Origin of the sequence: Acinetobacter sp. ANC 7912 (assembly GCF_039862785.1) — a bacterium.
GTDB lineage: Bacteria > Pseudomonadota > Gammaproteobacteria > Pseudomonadales > Moraxellaceae > Acinetobacter > Acinetobacter thermotolerans.
The window spans coordinates 3,062,943-3,087,161 of record NZ_CP156795.1 but is presented as its reverse complement, the minus strand read 5'-3'; the positions used below and the strand labels follow the sequence as shown (position 1 = coordinate 3,087,161).

27 protein-coding genes are annotated in these 24,219 nt (G+C 46.6%); 7 read left to right on the top strand and 20 right to left on the bottom strand.

The genetic code is table 11. The features are described from left to right. Positions 1-49 precede the first annotated feature (49 nt). Positions 50-1,051 carry a bifunctional riboflavin kinase/FAD synthetase gene (gene ribF, locus ABEF84_RS15085; protein ID WP_034582773.1) on the bottom strand — a complete coding sequence of 334 codons (1,002 nt, stop codon included), beginning with the start codon at positions 1,049-1,051 and terminating at the stop codon, positions 50-52. A gap of 271 nt (positions 1,052-1,322) precedes the next feature. Between ribF and ABEF84_RS15080 the strand changes: the two genes are divergently transcribed. Beyond that, complete coding sequence (locus ABEF84_RS15080) at positions 1,323-1,889, top strand: 5'-nucleosidase (protein ID WP_171077649.1); 567 nt, start codon at positions 1,323-1,325, stop codon at positions 1,887-1,889. Positions 1,890-1,949: 60 nt separating this feature from the next. On the opposite strand, the gene ABEF84_RS15075 is transcribed toward ABEF84_RS15080, so the two are convergent. The 14 genes from ABEF84_RS15075 to ubiG form a co-directional block, all read right to left on the bottom strand. Continuing rightward, a complete protein-coding gene (locus ABEF84_RS15075) occupies positions 1,950-2,585 on the bottom strand; it encodes a TetR/AcrR family transcriptional regulator (RefSeq protein WP_171077648.1) in 636 nt (211 codons plus the stop codon). Between the two features lie 364 nt (positions 2,586-2,949). After that, on the bottom strand, positions 2,950-3,756 hold the full coding sequence (locus ABEF84_RS15070; RefSeq protein ID WP_034586065.1) for an ABC transporter ATP-binding protein: 807 nt from the start codon (positions 3,754-3,756) through the stop codon (positions 2,950-2,952). Between the two features lie 23 nt (positions 3,757-3,779). Continuing rightward, positions 3,780-4,595, bottom strand: coding sequence for an aliphatic sulfonate ABC transporter permease SsuC (gene ssuC / locus ABEF84_RS15065; RefSeq protein WP_034586068.1), 816 nt, complete (start codon positions 4,593-4,595; stop codon positions 3,780-3,782). Further along, positions 4,595-5,770 carry an FMNH2-dependent alkanesulfonate monooxygenase gene (gene ssuD, locus ABEF84_RS15060; RefSeq protein ID WP_347453328.1) on the bottom strand — a complete coding sequence of 392 codons (1,176 nt, stop codon included), beginning with the start codon at positions 5,768-5,770 and terminating at the stop codon, positions 4,595-4,597. Before ssuD ends, ssuC begins: the two co-directional genes overlap by 1 nt. A 36-nt stretch (positions 5,771-5,806) precedes the next feature. Next, the gene (locus tag ABEF84_RS15055) at positions 5,807-6,802 is read right to left on the bottom strand and encodes an aliphatic sulfonate ABC transporter substrate-binding protein (protein WP_034586074.1); all 996 of its coding nucleotides are present in this window, start codon (positions 6,800-6,802) and stop codon (positions 5,807-5,809) included. Between the two features lie 20 nt (positions 6,803-6,822). Beyond that, on the bottom strand, positions 6,823-7,782 hold the full coding sequence (locus tag ABEF84_RS15050) for a sulfonate ABC transporter substrate-binding protein (protein WP_034586077.1): 960 nt from the start codon (positions 7,780-7,782) through the stop codon (positions 6,823-6,825). 336 nt (positions 7,783-8,118) lie between these two features. Further along, positions 8,119-9,468 (bottom strand): amino-acid N-acetyltransferase, encoded by a 1,350-nt coding sequence (gene argA, locus ABEF84_RS15045; RefSeq protein ID WP_347453327.1) that lies wholly within the window; start codon positions 9,466-9,468, stop codon positions 8,119-8,121. A 130-nt stretch (positions 9,469-9,598) separates the two neighbouring features. Next, entirely contained in the window at positions 9,599-9,961 is a 363-nt protein-coding gene (locus ABEF84_RS15040) for an RcnB family protein (protein WP_347453326.1), read from the bottom strand. A gap of 229 nt (positions 9,962-10,190) precedes the next feature. Next, positions 10,191-10,583, bottom strand: a complete 393-nt coding sequence (locus ABEF84_RS15035) for an RcnB family protein (RefSeq protein ID WP_347453325.1) — start codon at positions 10,581-10,583, stop codon at positions 10,191-10,193. Positions 10,584-10,867: 284 nt separating this feature from the next. Beyond that, entirely contained in the window at positions 10,868-11,023 is a 156-nt protein-coding gene (locus ABEF84_RS15030; protein WP_171077684.1) for a hypothetical protein, read from the bottom strand. Positions 11,024-11,206: 183 nt separating this feature from the next. Beyond that, positions 11,207-11,626 (bottom strand): hypothetical protein, encoded by a 420-nt coding sequence (locus ABEF84_RS15025; RefSeq protein ID WP_347453324.1) that lies wholly within the window; start codon positions 11,624-11,626, stop codon positions 11,207-11,209. Between the two features lie 188 nt (positions 11,627-11,814). After that, on the bottom strand, positions 11,815-12,561 hold the full coding sequence (locus ABEF84_RS15020) for a YciK family oxidoreductase (RefSeq protein ID WP_347473698.1): 747 nt from the start codon (positions 12,559-12,561) through the stop codon (positions 11,815-11,817). A gap of 64 nt (positions 12,562-12,625) precedes the next feature. Continuing rightward, entirely contained in the window at positions 12,626-13,309 is a 684-nt protein-coding gene (locus ABEF84_RS15015; protein ID WP_034586096.1) for an HAD family hydrolase, read from the bottom strand. Next, a complete protein-coding gene (ubiG, locus tag ABEF84_RS15010) occupies positions 13,306-14,049 on the bottom strand; it encodes a bifunctional 2-polyprenyl-6-hydroxyphenol methylase/3-demethylubiquinol 3-O-methyltransferase UbiG (RefSeq protein ID WP_034586099.1) in 744 nt (247 codons plus the stop codon). Before ubiG ends, ABEF84_RS15015 begins: the two co-directional genes overlap by 4 nt. Before the next feature lie 181 nt (positions 14,050-14,230). On the opposite strand from ubiG, the gene ABEF84_RS15005 reads away from it, so the two are divergent. Next, a complete protein-coding gene (locus ABEF84_RS15005) occupies positions 14,231-14,851 on the top strand; it encodes a thiol:disulfide interchange protein DsbA/DsbL (RefSeq protein WP_034586103.1) in 621 nt (206 codons plus the stop codon). Between the two features lie 85 nt (positions 14,852-14,936). Here ABEF84_RS15005 and ABEF84_RS15000 read toward each other — a convergent pair whose 3' ends face one another. Further along, the gene (locus ABEF84_RS15000; protein ID WP_347473883.1) at positions 14,937-15,566 is read right to left on the bottom strand and encodes a TetR family transcriptional regulator; all 630 of its coding nucleotides are present in this window, start codon (positions 15,564-15,566) and stop codon (positions 14,937-14,939) included. Between the two features lie 195 nt (positions 15,567-15,761). Here ABEF84_RS15000 and rph point away from each other — a divergent pair, with 195 nt between their 5' ends. Both rph and ABEF84_RS14990 read left to right on the top strand, forming a co-directional pair. Then, on the top strand, positions 15,762-16,478 hold the full coding sequence (gene rph / locus ABEF84_RS14995; protein ID WP_347453322.1) for a ribonuclease PH: 717 nt from the start codon (positions 15,762-15,764) through the stop codon (positions 16,476-16,478). A 159-nt stretch (positions 16,479-16,637) separates the two neighbouring features. Further along, positions 16,638-16,763, top strand: coding sequence for a hypothetical protein (locus ABEF84_RS14990; protein WP_264673525.1), 126 nt, complete (start codon positions 16,638-16,640; stop codon positions 16,761-16,763). 114 nt (positions 16,764-16,877) lie between these two features. Here the strand turns inward: ABEF84_RS14990 and nadC are convergent, their stop codons facing one another. Continuing rightward, complete coding sequence (gene nadC / locus ABEF84_RS14985; RefSeq protein ID WP_347453320.1) at positions 16,878-17,723, bottom strand: carboxylating nicotinate-nucleotide diphosphorylase; 846 nt, start codon at positions 17,721-17,723, stop codon at positions 16,878-16,880. A gap of 180 nt (positions 17,724-17,903) precedes the next feature. On the opposite strand from nadC, the gene ampD reads away from it, so the two are divergent. Then, entirely contained in the window at positions 17,904-18,488 is a 585-nt protein-coding gene (gene ampD / locus ABEF84_RS14980; protein ID WP_347453319.1) for a 1,6-anhydro-N-acetylmuramyl-L-alanine amidase AmpD, read from the top strand. Positions 18,489-18,553: 65 nt separating this feature from the next. Next, positions 18,554-20,104, top strand: coding sequence for a murein biosynthesis integral membrane protein MurJ (gene murJ / locus ABEF84_RS14975; RefSeq protein WP_347453318.1), 1,551 nt, complete (start codon positions 18,554-18,556; stop codon positions 20,102-20,104). A 113-nt stretch (positions 20,105-20,217) separates the two neighbouring features. On the opposite strand, the gene ABEF84_RS14970 is transcribed toward murJ, so the two are convergent. Beyond that, complete coding sequence (locus ABEF84_RS14970) at positions 20,218-21,081, bottom strand: IS982 family transposase (RefSeq protein WP_004679438.1); 864 nt, start codon at positions 21,079-21,081, stop codon at positions 20,218-20,220. Positions 21,082-21,181: 100 nt separating this feature from the next. Further along, the gene (locus ABEF84_RS14965) at positions 21,182-21,340 is read right to left on the bottom strand and encodes a DUF1328 domain-containing protein (RefSeq protein ID WP_004647174.1); all 159 of its coding nucleotides are present in this window, start codon (positions 21,338-21,340) and stop codon (positions 21,182-21,184) included. Positions 21,341-21,532: 192 nt separating this feature from the next. On the opposite strand from ABEF84_RS14965, the gene ABEF84_RS14960 reads away from it, so the two are divergent. Then, the gene (locus ABEF84_RS14960) at positions 21,533-21,985 is read left to right on the top strand and encodes a YcgN family cysteine cluster protein (protein ID WP_347453317.1); all 453 of its coding nucleotides are present in this window, start codon (positions 21,533-21,535) and stop codon (positions 21,983-21,985) included. A gap of 13 nt (positions 21,986-21,998) precedes the next feature. Here the strand turns inward: ABEF84_RS14960 and ABEF84_RS14955 are convergent, their stop codons facing one another. Then, positions 21,999-24,134 carry an EAL domain-containing protein gene (locus ABEF84_RS14955; protein WP_347453316.1) on the bottom strand — a complete coding sequence of 712 codons (2,136 nt, stop codon included), beginning with the start codon at positions 24,132-24,134 and terminating at the stop codon, positions 21,999-22,001. Between the last annotated feature and the right edge of the window lie 85 nt (positions 24,135-24,219).

Sequence of the window (24,219 nt, the reverse complement as noted above, 5' to 3'; positions counted from 1 at the left end):
ATTCAATCTGTCATTTGACAGACACGTTTTACAATAAAAATACGGGGTATTAAAAGGGAAATTTGGGATGATTTCGACGAAACTCAAGCAGTTTCTCGACATCGTCATCAATTCCGGCTTTTAAGGCTTCTAGCGAAGGATAATTCTTTTCGCCATGTAAATAGTTTAAGAATGTCACCCGCATTAACAGGCCATACAGATTAGCAGAAACCTCGGGGAAATGTACTTCTAATCGCCATTCCGGATGTTCCTGCTGGATAGCCGGTCGGGTACCGACATGACCGGCACCAAACAGGCCGGTTGGGTCATAGCCAGCGATGCCTTTTTTACTTGGATCGCTGGTCTGGACTTTCGCTTTTAAGGATTCGGTTTCACAGACCACTTCCACGCCGTAGATGCCGTGCAGACAAGGCCTGTGACGATTCAGGCGCACATTAATGGTCGGGAAATCAATGGTACGGCCAATCTGATCACCATATTGCACTCGGCCGGTAATGCTATAAGGACGGCCCAACAGTTTCGCAGCCATAGCAAGATCACCGGCTTGCAGGGTCTGACGGATTCGGGTCGAGCTGACACGTTCGCCGTCCAGTGCCACGGTTTCCAGATTCGTGACCTGAAAACCGTAGTTACGCAGGAATTCGCTATTGCCCTGACGATGTTTGCCAAAGTGGAAATCATCGCCTAAGACCAGATGCTCAGCATTCAGCTTGGATTTTAAAATGTCAGCAAACTGTTCTGCACTCAGGTTACGGAAACTTTCATCAAACTTGGCCACGGCAATATAGTCCACGCCAAGTTCAGTTAAATATTCAACTTTTTCACGTAATGAAGTAATCCGTGGAGGTGCTTCATAACCTTTGAAATATTCCAGCGGTTGCGGTTCAAAGATCATCACTACACTTTTTAGCTGTTGCTGTTCAGCCACGGCTTTGAGCTGCTTGATCATCATCTGGTGACCTAAATGCACGCCGTCAAAATTACCAATGGTCACCACCGTTTTTGGCAATTCTGTATGGGAGCTTAAGGCATTTAGACGGAGCAGCTTCATGGGCGAATCAAGTGCTTGGAAATGTGAAAGGCTATATATTGCCATAATCTTTCCGTTTCGTCTTGTTGTTGTGTTTTTATGCAAAATTCTTTTGCCGGAAAATTTTCGGTGAAGTACTGATCTGTCTAATTGAAATAAAAATTACACAATTTTTCTTATTTCTTGTGGGAATAAAAGTGATCCATGCGACAGGGGAAGAAATCAATTTTTATTTGCAGGCTTACTGGGTTTATCTTTTAATAAGTCGGTGATTTTAAATTGAAGTGAAAACCTGATGTCCGACCATGCGCTGATTATGGCATTGCCCAATGAATCCAAAGGCTTATTTGAAGAAGCGGGTATAGAGGTGCATTACAGTGGCATTGGCAAGGTCAATGCAGCCTTCAAGGCGTTTGAAGTGATCCAAAAAACCGGTTGCAAGACTTTATTGAACCTGGGCACCGCCGGCAGTTCGCATTTTGATGCGCATGCACTGGTGGAAGTGAGCCAGTTTGTGCAGCGCGATATGGATGTATCACCGCTGGGTTTTGAAGTGGGCGTGACTCCGATGGATCAGCATTTCCCGGGTGCGATTGAATTGGAGCCTTACTTTGATCATTTGCCCAAGGGTATTTGTGGAACCGGGGATAGCTTCGAAACAGGACAACCGAAAGTGCCCTGTCAACTGGTCGACATGGAAGGCTATGCACTGGCCAAGGTATGCAAGAAACTCGGCATACGCCTGATTTCTGTGAAATACATTACCGATGGTGCCAATGACACAGCACATCTCGACTGGGAGGAAAACTTATTGTTAGGCGCTCAAAAACTATTGTTTTTATATCAGATGTTAAAATAATTCTAAGGTCAATAATCGGGTTGGCGACCATAATCACTATGGTCGTATGCCAAGCAAAACTTATGCGTTTTGTTCAGGACGAGGCAGGATACCATAAAGCATCATATGCACCGTATGTTGGATCACACGCTGTTGCATGCTGCGGTTACGCAGGGTTTTACCGGTGACCATTTCCATTTGGGTGGCGAAGTCCGCGTAGTTCTGTGTCACTGCCCAGATGTTCAGGATCAGCAGTTCAGGGTCGATGTCTTTAGAGATCTTGCCCTGTTCCTGCCAGTTACTGATCACTTTAGCTTTACGCTTCACCAGTTTTTTCAGTGGGCCTTTCAGGATGTCCAGAATATGCGGTGCCCCTTGAATGACTTCTAAGGCAAACAGACGCGATGCTTTCGGCTGGGTACGCGACACTTCAATTTTCTGCATCAGATAGTTGGTGATCGCTTCTGCTGGTTCCAGATCGGCTTCCAGGGTTTGCAGGGGTGCTAGCCATTTCTGTAGTACAGTGGTCAACACTTCGACATACAGTGCTTCTTTATTTTCGTAGTAATAGAAAATATTGGACTTATGCATTTCAGCAATTTGTGCGATCTCGTCCAGACTTGCCCCACTAAAGCCATACAGGGAAAAAACATCTAGGGCGGCGTTCAGCAGCTGGTTACGTTTTTGAGTACTCTTTTTTTGTTCCATCAGTAATATAAAAACAATTAAAAAGGGGGAATATTCAATTGTACGGCAAATCATCAGATTTGTGCATAAAGTCCATGGCTAATTTTTTGAATAATGATGATTTATTCTGTAGATCAACTGTGCAATTGCTTCAAATCGGCGACTCCCTGCACTTAAAAACAAGCTTTTGAAAATACTTAAGATATTAGGACTGGCTCAGATCGTTTAAATTTCATTATCTGAAAATGTCGATTACATCACATTGTGATTTTTAACTTGCAGTATGTAATCTGACTGATTCCATGCAGGATTTAAAAGTGCTACAAGATATGTAAAGAAAAAACCCGGATTCAAATCGAAGATCCGGGTTTTTAGTAGATGGCTTTTAAATAAATCAGGTCGCGAGTACTGCATTCAGAACCTGCTGTTCCAGTTCAGCGAACTTTAGGCACTTTTGACGCGGACGAGGCAGATCGACCTGGAATTCTTTGGCAATGTGGCCTTTATCCAGCAGGATGATACGGTCAGCTAGTTGTACCGCTTCGCTGACGTCATGCGTCACCAGAATCGCGGTAAAGCCCTGTTCAGTCCATAGCTTCTCGATCAGGTTCTGCATGTCCAGACGGGTCAAGGCATCTAGTGCACCGAGTGGTTCATCCAACAGCAGAATACGTGGTTTGTGCGACAGGGCACGTGCCAGTGCAGTACGTTGACGCTGACCACCAGACAGTTGCGATGGCCATAGGCCGGCTTTTTCCTTCAGCCCTACTTTTTCCAGCATGCTGGAAGCATTGGCATGTTCTTCTTTAGGCAGACCGAGTTGTACGTTCTGCTCGATGCTACGCCATGGCAACAGGCGGGGATCCTGGAACATCACCCGGATATCATCCGGAGTAATGCCTTCACGGATATGGCGCGCCGACTTGAACTTGATTTCGCCGTAGCTCTGTTGTTCCAGATCGGCAATCAGACGCAACAGGGTACTTTTACCACAGCCACTGCGACCCACAATCGCAATAAATTCACCTGGTTTAATATGCAGGTCCAGATCTTCCAGGACTTTGACTGAGCCATAGAACTTGTGTAGCTGCTCAATAATAATTTCAGCACCGATGACTGCATTAGGATTGATATCTGCTGCAGTGTGGTCCTGTGGCACAGTCTGTCCATTGGCAAGACGCCCTAAACTTAAATCAGTCATCACATGCTCCTCGATTTTTTAAATTATTTTTGATAGCCAGCATGCCAGCGCAACAGGAAACGCTCCAGTGCTACCGCCAGGACATCAGCCAGTTTGCCAAGTAGGGCATACAGTAAGATTCCGACCAGCACCACGTCAGTTTGCAGGAACTCACGTGCGTTCATGGTCATATAGCCAATACCGGACTGTGCAGAAATGGTCTCTGCTACGATCAGTAGCACCCAGACCAGACCTAGTGAGAAACGCAGGCCGACCAGAATCGACGGCATCGCACCTGGCAGGATGATTTCTTTGTACAGCTGCCAGCGGGTCAGACCATAGCTCTTACCCATTTCAATCAGCTGTGGATCCACTGAACGGATACCGTGATAGGTGTTGATATAAATCGGGAAGAACACACCAATTGCGACCAGGAACAGTTTCGCGGATTCATCAATCCCGAACCATAAAATCACCAGGGGAATTAATGCCAGTGCCGGGATGTTACGGATCATCTGCAAGGTGGTATCCAGCAGGGTAGAGGCAGTCTTGGATGACCCATTCAGCAGGCCTAACAGCAGGCCCAAACCACCACCGACCAGCAGACCACTTAAGGCACGACCAGCGCTGATCTTGACATGCGTCCACAGTTCACCACTGATCAGCAGGTTCCAGAACGCGACTACCACTGCACTTGGTGCCGGTAGAATACGGCTTTCCAGCAGACCGGTACTTGACGCAATCTGCCAGAGAATGATTAATCCAATTGGAACCAACCAGGGCAGCAAGCGCTGCCCGAGTTGTGTTCCACGTGAAACCGGCTTGTCTTTGACGGTTTCAACTGAAACGACTTTCGACATTAAGCTGGCTCCTGAGCACCCTCAGCCTTCTTGTTTTCATCTGGTGTATAGTTGTTTGCCACAATCTCACCAAATGGACCAGTCAGGTTAGGCTGAGTCAGTTTCTTTTGAGTTTCTAGCGGTAATAGTGGGAATACCAGTTCCGCGAAACGGATCGATTCTTCCAGATGTGGGTAACCAGAGAAGATGAAGGTATCAATACCAAGATCTGCATATTCCTGAATCCGTGCTGCAACAGTTTCCGGATCGCCGACCAGTGCAGTACCTGCACCGCCACGTACCAGTCCTACACCTGCCCACAGGTTAGGAGAGACTTCCAGTTTAGTCCGGTCACCATTGTGCAGTTCAGCCATACGGCGCTGGCCCACTGAGTCCATAGACTTGAATTTCGCCTGAGCTGCAGCGATGGTTGCATCATCTACGTACTGGATCAGCTCTTCAGCTGCTTTCCAGGCTTCTTCATTGGTTTCACGAACGATGACGTGCAGGCGGATACCATAGTTCAGCTTGCGGCCTTTGGCAGCGGCTTTGGCACGCACATTTTCAATTTTTTCTTTGACTGCTGCAGGTGGCTCACCCCAAGTCAGGTAAGTATCGACCTGGTCTGTTGCCAGTTCAATCGCAGCATCTGAAGAACCACCGAACCAGAGTGGTGGATGCGGGTGTTGTACAGGTGGGTACAGCAGTTTGGCATCATCGACGCTGAGACGTTCACCGTGGAAAGTATAGCTTTCACCAGTATGCGAACGTTTCAGGATTTCACACCAGATGGTAGTGTATTCAGTCGCAGTCTTGTAGCGAGTTTCGTGATCTTCGTACACGCCGTCGCCTTTTAATTCTTTTTCATCACCACCTGTTACCAGGTTCAACAAGACACGGCCACCAGACAGACGGTCAAAAGTCGCTGCCATACGTGCTGCCAGTGCAGGGGTTGTCACACCAGGACGCAGTGCCACCAAAAATTTCAGGCGTTTAGTGGCATCAATTAGGCTTGCTGCAGTCAGCCATGGATCTTCACATGAACGGCCAGTCGGAATCAGTACACCTTCATAGCCGAGGTTATCCACGGCAACCGCGATCTGCTTCATATAAGCATGATCGACCACGCGCGCACCTTTGCTAGTACCTAGGTAGCGGCTGTCACCGTGTGTCGGGATAAACCAGAAAATTTTCATGTTATGTTCCTCAATTTAAAAGATTTAGCTCGGTCATCAATGGGAGTTTGCTGTCCATACAATGGGCTGGACATGAATTTTGTTCGGGATCAGCCCTAGTTGCTGGAACTGATCGGCAATATTCTGTTGGGACTGAATCACTTCAGTGGTTAAAGGCTGTACTGGAGAAGGCTTCAGGCGGCGATCAAATGCATATTTCGCGACATCAGCAGGCAGGCCGGTGCTCTTTTGATAAGTGTGTAAAGCCTGGGTCTGATTTTTTACAATCCACTGGTCTGCCTGATTCAAGGCTTTCAACACACCTTCGGTAGCTTGAGGATGTGCAGTAACAAATTTGGGATTGGCGATATAGAAGGCATAGGTCTTGTCAAAATCACCAGTTTTGGTCACCACACGGGCCTGACCATGCAGTTCTGCCGCCGCCAGGAACGGATCCCAAACCGCCCAAGCATCGACCGATTTCTTGTCAAACGCAGCGCGGGCATCCGCAGGTGGTAACCAGATCGGCTGAATGTCCGTCCAGCTCAGGCCCGCTTTGGCCAGAATCTTGGACAGGAATTCATGAGCATTGGAACCCTTTTGCAGGGCGATCCGTTTACCTTTTAGATCTTCAATGTTTTGGATGTTGCTTTGCTCAGGCACCACCAGTGCTAGTGATTTATCTGCACTGACTTCATAACCGACATAATTCAGGTCTTTACCTGCAGCCTGGGCAAAAATCGGCGGGGTATTGCCGACATAGCCATAATCCACGGCACCAACTGCCAGTGCTTCCAGCATCTGCGGACCAGCCGGGAATTCTTTCCATTCAATTTTGGCATTCGGGAATTCCTGTTCCAGGAACTTTTCATCACGAGCAACCAGCAGGTTCAGGGCAGATTTCTGAAAACCAATGGCAATGGTCTTCACCTCTTGTGCAGGTGCAGCTTCAACGGCTGCAGACTGCTGTGCCTGTTCCTGCTTTTGGCAAGCGTTTAAGCCCAGGCTCAAGCTTGCCAATGCCAGATAACTTACTGTTTTCAGGTTACTCATGATGAACCCCTATATACTTTTTATTTTTTAATAATGGCTGCTTCAATATTCAGCTTTTGTGGAATCAGTTGCTGGCCGTAGAAGGCATCAGCCACTTGTTGTTGTTTTTGCACCACTTCTGAAGAAAGCGGTTTTACCCCAAAGCCCATACGTGAAATCGAGGTTTTCAGTACGTCTAGAGACAGGCCTGTCGGTTTTTCCAGTAGTTTTGCCGCTTCGTCCTGATTTTTTTCTACCCATTCTGTGGTCAGGTTCAGCTCATTCACCACCGCTTCAATGATTTGTGGATGCGCTTCAGCAAACTTACGATCTGCCAGGTAGAACTGGTGGTTGCTGACCACGTTCTCGCCAGTAGCAATCACACGAGCACCAATCTGGTGTTCAGCTGCGGCGAAGAACGGATCCCAGATCACCCAGGCATCCACGGCGCCACGTTCGAATGCGGCACGCGCATCAGACGGTGGCAGATACACCACTTCGATGTCTTTTAAGGTCAGGTTGTTGGCTTCCAGCACTTTCAGTAATAAGTAATGCACGTTTGAACCTTTGTTCAGGGCAACACGTTTACCTTTCAGGTCTTGGACAGACTGGATGTTGGAATCTTTTTGTACAATCAGTGCCTCAGCTTTTGGTGCTTCTGGTTGGTTCGCGACATAGACCAGGTTTGAATTCGCTGCCTGAGCAAAGATTGGTGGTGCTTCACCTGCTTCACCAAAAGACACGCTGCCGACATTCAGACCTTCAAGTAACTGTGGACCTGCCGGGAATTCCACCCATTTCACATTCACGCCCTGTTCTTTTAATGTGGTTTCCAGGGTGCCACGTTCTTTTAATAATGGCAGCATGCCGTATTTCTGGAAGCCGATATTTAAGGTTACGCTTTCTTCTTTTTTAGAACAGCCAGAAAGCATCATAACGCCAGCAATTGCAGCGCTCAGGACTGCAGTTTTTGCGATGAATTTAAGCGAAGACTGACGCATAAATAAAAACTCCCGACAAAAATGAAAAATAAGTCAATGAATAAGTCAGGCATACGCTAAAGGTTTTTTCTTTTCAGAAAAAATAACTATTCGGGAATTTCTAATGAGAAAAAAAGATAAATAAAAAAGCGCAAAACTTATGCAGAAAAGTGATTTAGTAAGGGAATAAATTATTTATTTTTAAATTATTAAGTAATTGAAATATAGGAATTATTTTATTAATGAAATAAAAAGATAAGGTTATGAATAAGATGGGAATTATTTTTAAGATAAATAGCCGAATAATTTAAATATTCTTAGCAGAAAATAAGATATATGAACCAATAAAAAGTCACATTAAAGTGACTTTTTACAGACCAGAGAATTACGCTGGTAGTTATATAAGGCCTGTCGGGCATCGGGCAGGTCATCGACTGAGACCTGTTCAAAGCCATGCTCCAGGAACCAGTGTGCGGTGCGGGTGGTCAGAATAAACAGTTGCTGGATACCTATGCTCCGGGCTTTATCTTCCAGATAATTCAGGATCTGACTGCCACGATTGGACTTGCGATAACTTGGATGCACTGCCACACAGGCGATTTCGGCGGAACGGGGTTCATTGCCGGTGGTTGGAATCGGGTACAGTGCTGCACAGGCCAGAATCATGCCATCGCGTTCAATCACGGCAAACTGTTCAATTTCATTTTCCAGCCGCTCACGGGATCGATAAACCAGAATGCCTTCTTCTTCCAGCGGACGCAGCAGGCTGATCAGGCCCCCAACATCCTGAATGGTGGCGGTACGTACATCTTCATAATGCGCATCGGTAATCAGGGTGCCGGAACCGTCACGGGTAAACAGTTCTTCCAAGAGAGCACCGTCATGGGTATAAGAAATCAGATGCACACGATTGACACCATTCAGCGAGGCTTCTTGGGCTGCACGCAACTGCAGGGTCAGTTCCGAAGGAATTTCCTGGGCATCCTGCGCAATATAGTGATCCAGCTGGCTCGGACGGACTTCACGCTGTAACTGTCCATCTGGATTCATCAGGCCATGCTGTTTGCCGAGGAAAATCAGCTTTTCGGCTTTGAGACGGATTGCCGTTTTGGTCGCGACTTCTTCGGCCAGCAGGTTAAACACCTCACCGGTAGTGGAATAACCGGTTGGTCCCAGAATCACAATGTTATGGCTGTCCAGATGACGCTGAATCGCATCGGTATCTACCGTACGTACTTCGCCAGTGAGCTGGAAATCAATCCCATCACGGATGCCATAAGGTTTGGCCGTTACAAAGTTGCCGGAGACCACATCAATACGTGCGCCATACATCGGTGAGTTGGCCAGTCCCATCGATAGCAGCGCTTCAATCTGCAGGCGAATGGAGCCAACGGCATTCATGACACAGCTTAAAGATTCACGTGTGGTAATGCGGCGCTGACGATGGAAAGGCGTAGTGATCTGGCAAGCGGCCAGATTCTGGTTAATCTGCGGACGTGCACCATGCACCAGAATCAGATGAATCCCAAGTGAATGCAGCAGGGCAATGTCATGAATGATGTGCTGAAAGTTATCATGCAGCACCGCCTCGCCATCAAACATGATCACAAAGGTCTTGTTGCGATGCGCGTTGATATAGGGCGCAGAATGGCGAAACCAATGCACATATTGCAATGTTGTGCTTTGAGACGGTTCTGCTGGATTCATGCGCTGTCCTATGCCAAGAAAATGTATGTGTTGAATTTGATTCTAAAAAAAGCCGGCAGGGAAGTACAGCAATAAAAAAACACCTGAAGCAAGCTTCAGGTGTAATGGAGAAAAGGTTTGGGATAGGGACTTAGTTGATGATACGCAAGATCTTGTCGTTACGGTCATTCACCAGAACGTAATCACCGTTGATTTTGTACCACTGCTGGTTTTTACCGGCTTTAGGCAGACGGCGTTCTTCAAAGCTGCTCACTTCAAAGCGTTTACTGTCGTACTGGTTTGGCAATTTCTGACCAACACGCCAGTCACGGCTTGGATTCACGCCACGTTTGTTGTCCCAGCGACGATCATCCCATTTTTTCGCATCTTTATGATCCCAGTGTGGAGCAGGTTTATGCGGCGCATAACGTGGATCGTGTTGTGGTGCCGCCATTGCAGAAGTTGCAACCAAAGCACTCAGGGATAAAGCGATTGTTGTTAAAACTTTTTTCATGGCTCTCACCTATGTTTCATCATTTGCGTTTCGATGAGACTAAATTAGCGAAGGAGTGGAGAGAAACCGTGAGCCCAGTTTAGGCGAATTGTTAAATTGATGAAGGAAAAAAGGAGAAAAAGCGCAGGATTACACGTTAAACCTCAAAGTCGGCTTAAAAATGCATCAACTCAAAATAAAAAAGACCCAAATCATTTGGGTCTTTGAAATCTGCTGAAAAATTGAAGGATCAGTGGCCAAGAATACGCAGAATGCTGTTGTTGTCAGTATCAACCAGAATGTAGTCATTATTGACTTTATACCACTGCTGTTTGCGATCCGGTTTCGGCAGTTTGTGGTCTTTATACTGGACTTTATAGCCATTACCCCGGTAGTGCTGCGGCATCACATAACCTGGTTGCCATTTCATCTGTTGCAGGCGTTTCACCCCACGCTCTTCACGCATACGGTGGCGATCTTCGGTTTTGTGCTCATCAGCCTGACGGTGTTTTTTTGCCTGGCCCGGATTGTTGAAACGTGGATGATCGTGACGTTCATCATCAAAATGCGGCGCAGCAGTGGCAACATTCGTCAACATCAATGTGCTGAAAGACATTGTCAAAGCGAGCAAAAGCTTTTTCATGGTGAACCCTCAATCAAATGTTCATTTTCTACAGGTCTAATTTACGCAAAAATTGCAGAGAAACTGTGAAGATCAGGCATCTATTCTTTAAAGAATGCAGAGAGATTATGATTATGCCGGATGTTCTGTGTGATTTTTAACGTTTTTTAGACTTAAGCATCTGAGAACCTAGGCAATATATCCTGACGGCTGTGGTCACGCAGGTCAAGTCAAAGGTCATCAATGAGGATGAAAAAGCTGCTGCTGTCAGGAAGAAGTTGTAAAAGAAATTTGCAGGCTTCTGTCTAATTCCATTGTTCTGCCAAACCTTGTAAAGACTGAATTGCTTCAGCAACACATTCAGCTTCAATCGCATCATCTAAAGCCTGAATCAGGGTTTCAGGTAACTGAAGATTTTCGATGCGACGAATGGTTTCGATTTTACGTTTTTGATCAGCCATGCACTTCACTCCTGTTACTGTAAATAGTTATTTATTGAGATTTAGCATAGCGGCAAATGGATAATTTGAAAAACCGAATATTTTTATGTAAACGATATGTAAAACCGATTTATTATTCTTTTTACAGATATTTTCAGTTAATAAAAGCACGACTAGCGTGCTCTTTTCTTTTAATTACTGAACTTAGTAGGCATAGTTCAGGTCAGTAAAATCAGTCAGCGATTTCTGGATATGGGCATTAATAAAGGCACGCACGTCATCCGCAGTCATCGGCTTGCCCTGGTTGGTAATTACATGCTCGATTTCCGGCTGATCCTGTACCTTGATACGGTAAACAAAGTGTTTGGCCAGACGGTAGCCATCATCCAGCTTTTCAACGCCGGTCACATAGTAGTAGGCATGTTCAAAGTTCAGGTCGGTATGGGAAAAGATAAACTGCTCCAGCAGTTTCAGCTTGCCGCCATTTTCCAGCGCCTTGATATCGTCAACAATACTGGCCTCAAATTTCACGCCGTATTTTTCTGAAATAGGCTTCTGGTCGATCAGCAGGGACACCATGCCATCGTCCAAAGTCGTCACGGTGATATTGTTCAGCTCAGTCATGTGGTTCTCGAATCAAAATCTAAAATCTGTCAGGTGCTAGTATGGGTGAATTTTAGCGAAACTCAATGCGACATGGGTGGAATCTGTCAAGATTTAGGCAAGATTGTGACTGCAAGAATCAATTAAAAGAGTGCATAAAAAAAGGGAGCCTAAGCTCCCTAAATTCAGATTATTCATGAAATGGATCATTAATCCTGCGCATCAATGCTTTCACCATTCATATGCAGGCTGTCATCTCCCATCAGGTACAGATAGGCTGGCATGATTGAATCAGGTGTTGGCAAGGTTAAAGGATCTTCATCCGGATAGGCCTTGGCACGCATTGCCGTCCGGGTTGCACCCGGGTTAATGCAGTTATAGCGGATATTCGGATAGATATTTTCTTTGGCAAACAGTTGGCTGACGGCTTCAATCGCAATCTTAGAGATGGAATAGGCACCCCAGCGTTCACGCACACCACGACCGACACCTGAGCTGGTAAACACCACCGAAGCATGCTCCGATTTTTGCAGCAGTGGCAGCAGGGCCTGAGTCAGCACAAACGGGGCGCGCAGGTTCACGGCCATCACATCATCCCAGACGCTTGGCGGATAATGTGCCAGTTCGGTACGCTCGCCGAGAATACCGGCATTGTGCAGAATACCATCCAGACGGCCAAACTGCTTGGTCAGGGTTTCGACTAGAAACTCGTAGTCACGTTCCGAAGCACTGGACAGCTGCAGCGGTAAAATTGCCGGCTGCGGTGCACCCAGACCTTCAATTTCGTCGTAGATGACTTCAAGCTTGTTCAGGGTACGCCCATGCAGGACCACAGTGGCACCATGCAGCGCATAGCTAATTGCGGCTGCACGTCCGATCCCATCGCCCGCACCTGTGATCAGGATAATGCGATCCTTTAACAGGTCAGTACGAGGCTGATATTCTGAATACTTCATGAACGACCTCCTTCATCTTGCTTATTGTTATAAAGTCTATAAATTTTAATTCGGCAGTGTTGCCTTAGCCGAGCACCGGCTTCAGCACCAGCGCCTGAATACATTGATGTAATTCTTCTACACTATGCACGATGCAATCTGCACGCCAAGCTGCCAGATCATCACGATATTCCAATGGCAGATAGCCATAGGCTGCCAGAATAGTGTACATCTCGGCTGCACGTCCGGCTTCAATATCACGCGGATGATCCCCGACATAGATACAATCTTGTGGTGCAATCTCGATCTGTTTGGCTGCCAGATACATTGGCTCCGGATGTGGCTTAGTATGACCCACATCTTCCGGGCAAACCAGTACCGAACAGCGCTCGGTCAGGTTTAGTGCCACGAGGAGTGATTCACTCAGCCAGCGTGGCTTGTTGGTGACAATGCCCCAGGGAATGCTGCGTGCTTCCAGTGCTTCTAATAGCGGATACATGCCTTCAAACAGGTCGGTATCTACAGCGATATCAGCACCATATAGGTCCAGAAAACGCTGACGATGCGCCAACAGAATCGGATCGGTCACTTCCAGCTCAGGATAGACCAGCTTGACCATGGCACGTGCACCTTCTGACACCTGGGTACGGATCAGTTCGGCAGGGACAATCTCACGGCTTTCTTCACGGCACATGTCCTGAATAATACGGACAAAGTCCGCGGCAGTATCAATCAGGGTTCCATCGAGGTCGAACAGGACTGCTTTCATTCAGCAGCTCCATTCACATTTTCTTTCAGGTTCTCTTCTTTGACAGTGTAGACCATGTAATTTACGTCGACATTTGGTGCCAGCCAGTAGCGCTTGGTCAGCGGATTATAGTGCAGACCAGTCATGTCTTTAAGTTTCAGGCCGGCATTACGAATGTCATGTGCCAGTTCAGATGGTTTAATGAATTTACTGTAGTCATGCGTACCTTTGGCTAGCATACGCAAGATATATTCTGCGCCAATAATGGCAAATAGATACGACTTCGGATTACGGTTAATGGTCGAGAAGAATACATGGCCGCCTGGTTTCACCAGCTTATGACAGGCTTGAATAATGGATGCTGGATCCGGGACGTGCTCTAGCATTTCCATACAGGTCACCACGTCATATTGACCGGCTTGTTCTTCTGCCAGTTGTTCTACTGGAATCTGACGGTATTGAATGTTGTTAACACCTTCCTGTTCAGCATGTAGACGCGCTACATTCAGTGGAGCTTCACCCATATCAATGCCGAGTACATCGGCGCCACGGCGCGCCATGCTTTCTGCCAGAATGCCGCCACCACAGCCGACATCCAGGACTTTCTTGCCACTGAGGCCACCCACATGCTCATCAATCCAGTTCAGACGTAGCGGATTGATCATATGCAGCGGACGGAACTCAGAATGCTGATCCCACCAGATGGCTGCGAAAGCTTCAAATTTGGCAATTTCCTGTGGATCAACATTCAATTGCGACATGGGTGTCACCTCAATCAAGTCATTATATTTTAAAAAAGTTCAATATAGATTAGTGTAGCGCTTCCTGTGAAAAAAGCGATAAAAGCCTTAAAAAAGTTCACAGAATAAAAACGAAAGCTGCGTATTTGCTTTATAGTATCTGCATAAGCTAATCATAAAGATTTTGAGGACTATAAGTTCAATGAAAAAATTCCTTTTTAGCGGCGTTGCTGCTGCTCTTTTTGCAATTTCTGGCAGCAGCATGGCTGCCCAATTCACTGCTGGTAAGGATTACACGGTTGTTCCAAATCCAGTGAAAGTTGAAGTTCCGGGGAAAATCGAAGTACGTGAATTCTTTTGGTATGGTTGCCCGCACTGCTTCCGTCTAGAGCCACACATGCAGACCTGGCTAAAACAGATTCCGAAAGATGTGCGCTTTGTCCGTACCCCTGCTGCGATGAATCCGCTTTGGGAGCAGGGTGCCCGTGCTTACTATGCGTCTGAACTGTTAGGCGTACGCCAAAAAGCCCACTTGCAGTTATTCCATGACATCCATGTGCGTGGTCAGCAGAAGCTGTTAGAACAACCGGGCTTTGCCAAGTTCTATACCCGTTATGGCGTGCCAGAAGCGAAATTTAACAGCACTTATAAATCATTTGCAGTGAGCTCGAAGATTGCTCAAGCTAAACGTCTGGCTCAGACTTATCAGCTGACCGGTGTTCCAGCCGTGGTGGTAAATGGGAAATACATCGTTCAGGGTGAAGATGCCAAAGTCACCCAGGTGATTTCTTATCTGGTAGAAAAAGAACGTAAGGCAAAATAAGCCTGCACTTTAGCCACAAAAACCTGTACATTGCTGCAGGTTTTTTTATTGTAGAAAATATTGATGCTCGTAGTTTAAAGCTGGTTTATGCGTGGATGCCCTGAAACAGCAGCTGCATTTGAATCACCGTTTGGGTTTTAAATTCTGCTGCGCGAATTTGTCTAAGATTCGCATCGGCCAGACCCTGAATATTCATCCAGCCCATGGCCCAGTTCAGGGATAAATCCACCAGCATCTGGATCAGTAGCTTTAAGTGTTGAGGCTGCTCGATGCCCTGAGCCGCATAAAGATTTTCCAGTTCATCGACCAGATCAGACATCCAATATTGTAGTTCCCGCTCAATACTGCTGCGCAGAAAGTCAGATCCACCCCAACGTTCGGTCGCAAAAAAGAGCCAGGGTTCAGGATGCTCTTCAACCGCCTGAAAGAACAGAGTAATGGAGGCTTCACTATCGGAATGTACCTGATGCAGATAAGCGTCAACCAGCTGATTCAGGACACTTTTCAACTTAAGCGCGACCTGGTCGAGCAGTTCTGTCCCCAGCTGCTGCATGTCCTTAAAATGTCGATAGAATGCCGTCGGAACCAGCCCAACTTCACGGGAAAGCTCACGCAGGCTGATATTGCTAAATGCCCGGCCACGGCTGCTTAACACCAGTGCGGCATCAATAATCGCCTGATGACTTTGCTGCTTGCGTTCTTCCCGTAAAGACATAGCCATATTCCCTCAATATTTCTACGAGTTTAGCAAAATAATACAGGGTCGAGCAGAGCCGTTCAGCAGTTTCCGAAAGTTGGAAAAGTCAGGGGCAATGATTGAATTTGTAAAACATCTGCCATGCCGGGCAACAGGGCATAGGCTTCTGTTATACTGTGCGGCAATTATTTTTCAGTCAAAGCAGGATTTGTTATGCGTATCGACCAGCGAGCATTAGATCAATTACGTGAAGTAAAAATTACCCGTAACTACACACGTTATGCGGAAGGTTCAGTATTGGTTGAATTTGGTCATACTAAAGTGCTTTGTACTGCCAGCATTGATAACTCAGTACCACGCTTTCTGAAAGGTCAGGGCCAAGGTTGGGTAACCGCAGAATACGGCATGCTGCCACGTTCAACCCATACCCGTAGCGACCGTGAAGCAGCACGTGGCAAACAGAGCGGCCGTACCCAGGAGATCCAGCGTCTGATTGGCCGTAGCCTGCGTGCCATGGTAGACCTGAAAAAACTGGGTGAAAATACCATTACCATTGACTGTGATGTGATTCAGGCGGATGGTGGTACACGTACTGCTTCTATTACCGGTGCGGCAGTAGCATTGGTTGATGCGATGAACGTGTTACTGGAAAAGAAAAAAATCAAGCAAGATCCATTGAAAGGTCTGGTTGCGGCGATCTCTGTGGGTATCTTTAAAGATGAAGTGTTGCTGGATCTTTGCTATGAAGAAGATTCAAACTGCCAGACTGACCTGAACGTGGTGATGACCCAGGCCGGTGAATTTATTGAAATTCAGGGTACTGCAGAAGACAAACCATTTACCCGTATGCAGTGCAACGCGATGCTGGAAATGGCAGAAAAGGGCATCCAAGAACTGATTAAGAAACAGCAGGAAGCGCTGGGCTGGTAATTGCTGTTATAAAGAAAAAACGCATCTCCGGATGCGTTTTTTTTATGTTGTTTTTTTAAGCTTCAACATTGTCTCACAAAAATTGAACAGGACCTGACTACTGTATCGCTGTGTTTCAGGAGATGATTTTCAATCTACAAAAATATAGAGGGTTCATCTATGAAAATCTGGTTGATGGCACTTTCAGTCTGTACTGTACTAGGCCTGAGCGCCTGTGATAATAATGCCCGTGATGCTGACCGTGACGGTGCTTCTGCACCAGCAGGACAAAATACCAATCAGTAAGCCTGCTTAAGCGGTTTATTTAAATCTCCCAAAATTTTGTACCGTGTCGTGCAAAATTTTTAAAATAAAAAGGGTGCAATATGCACCCTTTCTCTATATTCACTCTATCGTAGCTTAGGCATTAAAGCGCATAGAAAGATCGACTGCTTTCACGTCTTTGGTCAGCACCCCCATGGAAATATAGTCGACACCCGTACTCGCCACTTCACGCAGGTTGGCAATGGTGATGTTGCCGGATGCTTCCAGCTTGCAACGACCCGCCACGTGTTTTACTGCGTCAATCATTTGCTGCTGGCTAAAGTTGTCCAGCATCACGATGTCGGCTTTGGCTTCCAGCGCCTGATTCAACTCATCCCAGGTTTCCACTTCGACTTCCACCGGTTTGCCTGGCGCAATGCTATGTGCACGTTCAATCGCCTGCTGGATGCCGCCAGCAGCCATGATATGGTTTTCTTTAATTAAGAAAGCATCGAATAGGCCAAGACGGTGGTTTTGACCGCCACCCACAGTCACTGCATATTTCTGTGCAATACGCAGGCCTGGAATGGTTTTACGGGTATCTAACAGCTTGGTATTCAGGCCTTCCAGTTCTTTCACATAGCTGGCAGTCTTGGTCGCGACTGCTGATAGGGTCTGAACAAAGTTCAGTGCCGGACGTTCAACAGTGAGCAGACTACGTGCTGAGCCAGCCAGTTTTAGGAAAGCCTCATTGGCCTGAACACGGTCGCCATCATTTTTCAGCCAGATCACCTCCACCTTTGGATCATAGGCCTGAATCAGGGTATTTACCCAAGGCTGGCCTGCAAGCACCATGTCTTCACGGCTGATGATCGTTGCAGTGGCCTGTTCATCTTCAGGCGTGAGCAGGGCAGTGATGTCGCCATCACCAATATCTTCTGCCAGCGCCTGCTGGATATTGATCTGGATCGACTGTTCTAACAAAGCTTGAGGTATGCTCATGAGAATTTCCGTATGTTCTGAAGCCGTGAAAATTGCGCGTTATATTAGCACTGTTACATAAAAATGAGCGATTTTTCATACAGTCATCTCGGCTGAATTGAGATTTGCATGGGAAAGTTTTAGCATTGAACTGGCTGTGTTAAACAGCATCAAATACTCGATTGGGATAGGAAAGTTTTTATGCAACAGGCACCTGCGTTTCATGTTAAGGATGGACAACTCATCGGTGCACGCCAGGTTCCCTCTCCAAACTTCAATCAGCGTCCGGACAATACCGAGATCCAGCTGATTGTGATTCACAACATCAGCCTGCCGCCGTCGCAGTTTGGTGGTGGCTATATCGAGCAGTTTTTCCAGAACAAGCTGGACTGGTCAGTGCATCCCTATTTTCAGACCATTCAGGGCATGGAAGTTTCAGCGCATCTGTTGATTCTGCGCACTGGGGAAGTAATCCAGTTTGTCAATTTTAATGACCGGGCCTGGCATGCCGGCCGCTCGAGCTATCTGGGCAAAAAGGAATGCAATGACTATTCCATTGGCATCGAACTGGAAGGCAGTGATGACCAGCCGTTTGAGCAGGTCCAATATGATGCGCTCGTACAGGTAGTAGCCTGTCTGCAGGCACATTATCCAAAAACGCAGTACCATCTGGCTGGGCATTCCGATATTGCCCCGGGGCGTAAAACCGACCCAGGCCCGTATTTCAACTGGGCAGCATTCCGTGAACAATTACATCATTATAAAAAGGCATCAATACCTGAATAGGTATGTGATAAAGCAATGAACTTCTTTGGTAAGTTTCATTACAATAGGCAAAATTTAAACATTAGGTGAACAATATGGCGCTGTGGCGTTCGACCGTCATTGTCAGTGCGATGACCATGTTGTCACGGGTATTGGGTCTGGTCCGGGATGTGGTGCTGTTAAACGTCTTTGGTGCCGGTAAGGACTTTGATACCTTCGTGGTCGCATTCCGTATTCCCAACTTTTTCAGGCGCTTGTTTGCGGAAGGAGCCTTTTCTCAGGCCTTTATTCCGGTACTCACGGAATACAAAACAACGAAGACTCATGCTGAAGTGCAGATCCTGATCAGTCGGGTCTTTGGCTGCCTGTCGACCTTTATGAGCCTGCTGACTTTTGTGGCGATGGTGGCGGCGCCGGCGATTATCTATATCTACGCACCGGGCTTCCATGCCGATCCAGAGAAGTTTGCGCTGGCTTCAGACATGTTCCGTCTGACTATTCCATATCTGCTGTTTATGTCGCTGACGGCCTTCGCCAGTAGTATCCTGAATAGCTATGGCTCTTTTACCACACCGGCCTTTGCACCGGTGTTGCTGAATGTAGCAATGATTGCGGGGGCGCTGTGGCTGACCCCCTATATGGCGGAACCGATCATGGCGCTGGGCTGGGCGGTGCTGATTGCTGGTGCCCTACAACTAGCGATCCAGATTCCTGAACTGTGGCGCAGAAAACTGCTGATTCCCCCTAAAGTGGACTTCAAGCATGAAGGGGTAGAACGCATCATGAAACTGATGCTGCCTGCGCTATTTGGGGTCTCAGTGACCCAGATTAACCTGTTGCTGAATACCATCTGGGCTTCCTTTATGCAGGATGGTTCAGTGTCCTGGTTATACAGTGCCGAACGTATGACTGAGTTGCCATTGGGTCTGATTGGGGTAGCAATTGGTACCGTGATCCTGCCATCGCTGTCTGCACGTCATGCTGAACAGGACCAGGCCAAGTTCCGCAGTATGATTGACTGGGCAGCCAAAGTGATTGTACTGGTGGGTGTGCCGGCTAGTATCGCGCTATTTATGCTCTCCACCCCGATCATTCAGGCGCTGTTCCAGCGTGGTCAGTTTGACCTGGAAGATACCCATATGACGGCACTGGCACTGCAATGTATGAGTGCTGGCGTGATTTCCTTTATGTTGATCAAGGTATTTGCGCCGGGTTTCTATGCGCAGCAGGATACCAAGACCCCGGTCCGTGTTGGTCTGATGGCAGTCGCTGCCAATGCGATTTTGAACGTGGTGTTTATTGGTTTCTTCAAGCTGATCGACTGGCATGCAGAACATATGGCGCTGGCTTTAGCCTCTTCAGGTTCAGCTTTGGTCAATGCTGGAATGCTGTATTTCTATCTGCACAAACGCAATATTTTCCGTTTCGGTGCACACTGGAAAAAGATCGTGCTGCAATTCGGTTTTGCCAACCTGGCCATGATTGCGGCTTTGGCTTATGCTTTGAACTGGTATAACGGGAATGTCTCACAGTGGCTACGTGTCGCTGAAGTTCTAGGTCTGTGTATCGTCGGTATTTTGGCCTATCTGGTGGCTTTGTTATTCGTTGGTTTCCGACCTCGTCATCTTAAGCCATAAGTATTGATAATTGATAAAAATAAAGCACAAAAAATAAGAGCCGTTGGGCTCTTATTTTTTTACATCTTTTTTTAGTAGTATTGCTTAATTAACCTGAGTTCGATGAAATCCACTTAACCTTTTAGCATATTTTGGAAAGTTGGCTTATTGGGGTTCAAACAATAAGCCACTACAGCAGCCATGATATTCACCATGAAGTTATTTACCGAACGATGACGTGAATGTTCAAGTTGATGTAAATTTTTTAATTGATCATTCACTGTTTCGATCAATCCTCTTCTGCAAAGTAATTGTTTTTCTTCTTCAGTTTGGATGGGTTTATTTTTCATATTCCGACGTGATGGGGTCAATATTTTCAGTCCTCTTGCTGCTAAAGCTTCGGCTTTTGCTTTGCTCAAATAGCCTTTGTCTCCGAGTAGGATCCCTTTTAATTCTTGAGTTAAAGATTCTAATATAGCAACATCATGAACATTTCCCGATGTCAGCTTGAGATTAATAATTTCACCTAAATTATTGATAACGAGATGTAATTTAAAACCATAAAACCAACCCGTACTACTTTTTCCACGACCGGCCAAGCCTTTAAATACACGATGCCTTTTAATCCGAAGATTATGGCAAACTACCAATTTAGTGGAGTCAATGATACTGATTCCCGTATCTTTTCCTTTCACCTGATGGAAGAAGCTACTCAGAGCTTGCAAACAACGGGGCATGATTTCAATAAATCGGTTGTAGCTAAGCAGTTTAGGAAAAGCAGATTTCCAGAATGGAACGATCATTTGGCAATAAAAATATTTGAAGAATCTAAAACCGGATTGATGAAATAAAATGACAATGGTCATTGCTTCAGACAAGCTTAAAGCTGACTTTTTCAACCTGGTTTTTTGATTAGAAATTAAAGCTTTCTCTAAAGATTCATTAAATTTTTTGCAGAAATCATCCAAAATACAAAATAATTCGGTAATATGATCCATTGAGAAGCCTTGTTTTATAACATTTTGTCTTGAGAACCAATATGTTACAAAAACAGGGCTTTTTTTCTACTCTTTTTTTATATCGAACTCAGGTTAATTACTAAACCTTACCACGGGACAGGAAGCCGACAATTGCCAGGATGACGGCAATTACAAGCAGAATAATGGCGAAGTCTTTGGACAAACCGGCAACACCACCAAAACCGAGCAGACTGGCAATTAGCGCAATAACAGCGAATATAATAGCCCAACGAAACATCTTTGAATCTCCATGTGTTTTTATTCTCAAAATCAGTATAGGGACAATAAATCCTTCAAACTGTTCGTGTTTTGTTGAGGATGTATCAGCTCCTTAGCATTCGTGTGAGTATCGTTATCAGGCATTTACACACCGATGCCGGCAATCTGAGATGTTATAATCGTGATCTTCTGAACCACTCCTGCTGCTGTCATGACTGATACCTTGCGCCCTGAATTCTGGAAACACCATGCCCTAACCGAGCTGAATCCTGCGGAATGGGAAGCCTTGTGTGATGGCTGTGGTTTGTGTTGCCTGATCAAACTGGAAGATGAAGAAACAAGGGAGGTGGCCTATACTAAGGTCGCTTGTAAGCTGCTGGATTGCCAGACCGCACGCTGCTCGGATTATCCGAACCGGTTACAATATGTCCCGGATTGTATCCAGCTGACGCCGGAAAAATTGGCGAAAATTCACTGGTTGCCTTCGAGCTGTGCCTACCGTCGGGTGGCAGAAGGCAAAGCCTTACCTTCCTGGCATTATTTGCTGACAGGTTCACGTGAAAGTGTAATCAAGGCACGCAAGTCGGCAGCAGGACGTTGCCTGAGTGAAGTCGATGTTGATGAAGACGAGATCGATGAATATATCGTGCGCTGGGTACGTTAAGGCTTAAACAGATTTAGGCTGCACTTTCACTTTGCAGTAATTGCTGCGCCGCCTCACCAGACATTGGTCGATAGAAATAGAAGCCTTGTCCAATCTGACAGTCACAGGTGATCAGCGTCGATAACTGCTCGTTATTTTCAATCCCTTCCACCAGCACATCCAGTTTAATACTGGAGCCGATCTGGGTAATGGCTTTGACAATCGCCAGTGCAGATGGGTCGGTATTCAGTCGCATCACAAAGTTACGGTCGATCTTGATGCAGTCTACCGGGTACTCCTGTAGACGGGTCAGGGACGAATGCCCGGTGCCAAAGTCATCCAGTGAAATATTAATCCCAGCTTCTTTGAGCAGAGTCAGGGCGCGGATAACATAATTGGCACCGCGTTCAGACAGGCTCTGCTCGGTAATTTCCAGTTCAACTTTATCGGCTGGAATATCAAAGCGCGACAGGCGTTCTAATAGCTTTTCAGCATAATCATCACGCAGGAATTCCACCGGTGCAGCATTAATGGAAATCGGCAGGATTGCCAAACCTTGCTGCTGCCAGCGCGTCATATCCTCAAACACTTTCAACTGCATAGTTTCACTGATGCGTGACGCCAGTTCATAGTCCTGGAAAGCTGAGAATATATGTGAAGGTAGCTGAATCTGGTGCTTCTGGTCTTGCCAACGCAGTAATGCTTCAAAACCAATCACGGCGCCGTCAGAGAGACGCACTTTCGGCTGATAGTACGGCACAATCTGGTCAGAATTGATAATCTTGCGTGCCAGAATCAGCTGGCGGGTCATTTTGTCCAGGGACTCAAACATTTCCTGACTAAACATGCGGATGCCACCGCGACCACTGCTTTTCAGGTCATTCAGTGCGATATCGGCACATTTCAGCAGGTTGGAACTGTTATTGGCATCCCGAGGGTAGATCGCGCCACCGACGCTGATGCCACCATTAATGCTTCTACCGGCATATTTGATCGGCTGTTCAATCTGCTGGCAGACCTGCTTGGCCACGTCGATGAGTCTTGATTCATCCTGAATATTCGGTACCAGTACGGCAAATTCATCGCCGCCAAGGCGTGACACAATCGCTTCAGGATCCAGATTTTTCTGGAAACGCTCACCCAGCACATGCAGCAGATGGTCTCCGGCAATATGACCGAGGGTGTCATTCACGTGCTTGAAATAATCCAGGTCGATCAGCAGCAGGCCAACCTGACCTTGTTGTTGCTGGGCTTTGTAAAGAGTACGTTTAAAGAATTTATAGAAGGTGCGTCGGTTATACAGTCCGGTCAGCTCATCGCGTTCCATGATGGCTTTCAGGCGGGTTTCAGCCTGACGCTGCTGGCTAATATTACGGGATACGCACAGAATCTGCTGCGGCACATTATGCTCATCCATCATTGGTGTCAGCAGGTTGTCCCAATACTCAGGTTCCTGATCATCTAGTTGGCTTTTACCGGAAAAACGGGCATTCAGGCCTTGTGACGCACGTTTCAGCGCGCGTTTACCCGAAGCACGGACTTCAGGTGGCAAAAGATCCAGCCAAGGCATGCCAAATTCATGTTCATTTTCCGACAATCCTAAGGCTTGTCGGCCGGAACGGTTGACGTGGCTCAGCTTGCCATCTGGGGTAATGATCTTGATACAGTCCAAACTGGCATCCAGCATATTTTTCTGGGCAGTGATCATCTGCGATAACTGCTGCTGGATTTCAAAATAATCGTGAATATCAGTCAGACTAATCGCCCAATACAGGGGGCTTTGCACGGCATGATGAAACTTCATGCTGAGTAGGCACATGCGATAGGAGTTGTCTGGTTTACGGATACGGCTCTGGATTTCGATATTCTGGCGCACATTCAGCGCGGCATGCCATTCCTGGGTAAAGTTATTTAAATCATCAGGATGGATAAACTGTTGCCATTTTTCACTGCCATGCTGATTCAGGTCGATGCCCAGATAGTCGGTCATGGCCTGATTGAAATAGGCCTCATTATTTTGAGTTTGTACCCAGACCGGATGGGGCAGTGCATCAGCAAATTGTTGAATCAAAGACAGCTCTTCAGGTGTAGAAGAGGACGTATTCGAATAGAAGGAGTCCGGCGATTCAAATCGTGTGAAAGCGTCCAGATTTTGCTTATCAAATTCCATGTATTCACCGATACAGACTTTTAATTTGACCCGACTCCAGATCAGTTATCTATTATTAGAATAAAAGAATAATATTTCAGCATGA

Coding starts and splice junctions, on each gene's coding strand:
- ribF (WP_034582773.1), bottom strand. CDS start 1,051: ATGAAGCTGCTCCGTCTAAATGCCTTAAGCTCCCATACAGAATTGCCA.
- ABEF84_RS15070 (WP_034586065.1), bottom strand. CDS start 3,756: ATGACTGATTTAAGTTTAGGGCGTCTTGCCAATGGACAGACTGTGCCA.
- ssuC (WP_034586068.1), bottom strand. CDS start 4,595: ATGTCGAAAGTCGTTTCAGTTGAAACCGTCAAAGACAAGCCGGTTTCA.
- ssuD (WP_347453328.1), bottom strand. CDS start 5,770: ATGAAAATTTTCTGGTTTATCCCGACACACGGTGACAGCCGCTACCTA.
- ABEF84_RS15055 (WP_034586074.1), bottom strand. CDS start 6,802: ATGAGTAACCTGAAAACAGTAAGTTATCTGGCATTGGCAAGCTTGAGC.
- ABEF84_RS15050 (WP_034586077.1), bottom strand. CDS start 7,782: ATGCGTCAGTCTTCGCTTAAATTCATCGCAAAAACTGCAGTCCTGAGC.
- argA (WP_347453327.1), bottom strand. CDS start 9,468: ATGAATCCAGCAGAACCGTCTCAAAGCACAACATTGCAATATGTGCAT.
- ABEF84_RS15040 (WP_347453326.1), bottom strand. CDS start 9,961: ATGAAAAAAGTTTTAACAACAATCGCTTTATCCCTGAGTGCTTTGGTT.
- ABEF84_RS15035 (WP_347453325.1), bottom strand. CDS start 10,583: ATGAAAAAGCTTTTGCTCGCTTTGACAATGTCTTTCAGCACATTGATG.
- ABEF84_RS15030 (WP_171077684.1), bottom strand. CDS start 11,023: ATGGCTGATCAAAAACGTAAAATCGAAACCATTCGTCGCATCGAAAAT.
- ABEF84_RS15025 (WP_347453324.1), bottom strand. CDS start 11,626: ATGACTGAGCTGAACAATATCACCGTGACGACTTTGGACGATGGCATG.
- ABEF84_RS15020 (WP_347473698.1), bottom strand. CDS start 12,561: ATGAAGTATTCAGAATATCAGCCTCGTACTGACCTGTTAAAGGATCGC.
- ABEF84_RS15015 (WP_034586096.1), bottom strand. CDS start 13,309: ATGAAAGCAGTCCTGTTCGACCTCGATGGAACCCTGATTGATACTGCC.
- ubiG (WP_034586099.1), bottom strand. CDS start 14,049: ATGTCGCAATTGAATGTTGATCCACAGGAAATTGCCAAATTTGAAGCT.
- ABEF84_RS15005 (WP_034586103.1), top strand. CDS start 14,231: ATGAAAAAATTCCTTTTTAGCGGCGTTGCTGCTGCTCTTTTTGCAATT.
- ABEF84_RS15000 (WP_347473883.1), bottom strand. CDS start 15,566: ATGTCTTTACGGGAAGAACGCAAGCAGCAAAGTCATCAGGCGATTATT.
- rph (WP_347453322.1), top strand. CDS start 15,762: ATGCGTATCGACCAGCGAGCATTAGATCAATTACGTGAAGTAAAAATT.
- ABEF84_RS14990 (WP_264673525.1), top strand. CDS start 16,638: ATGAAAATCTGGTTGATGGCACTTTCAGTCTGTACTGTACTAGGCCTG.
- nadC (WP_347453320.1), bottom strand. CDS start 17,723: ATGAGCATACCTCAAGCTTTGTTAGAACAGTCGATCCAGATCAATATC.
- ampD (WP_347453319.1), top strand. CDS start 17,904: ATGCAACAGGCACCTGCGTTTCATGTTAAGGATGGACAACTCATCGGT.
- ABEF84_RS14970 (WP_004679438.1), bottom strand. CDS start 21,081: ATGGATCATATTACCGAATTATTTTGTATTTTGGATGATTTCTGCAAA.
- ABEF84_RS14965 (WP_004647174.1), bottom strand. CDS start 21,340: ATGTTTCGTTGGGCTATTATATTCGCTGTTATTGCGCTAATTGCCAGT.
- ABEF84_RS14960 (WP_347453317.1), top strand. CDS start 21,533: ATGACTGATACCTTGCGCCCTGAATTCTGGAAACACCATGCCCTAACC.
- ABEF84_RS14955 (WP_347453316.1), bottom strand. CDS start 24,134: ATGGAATTTGATAAGCAAAATCTGGACGCTTTCACACGATTTGAATCG.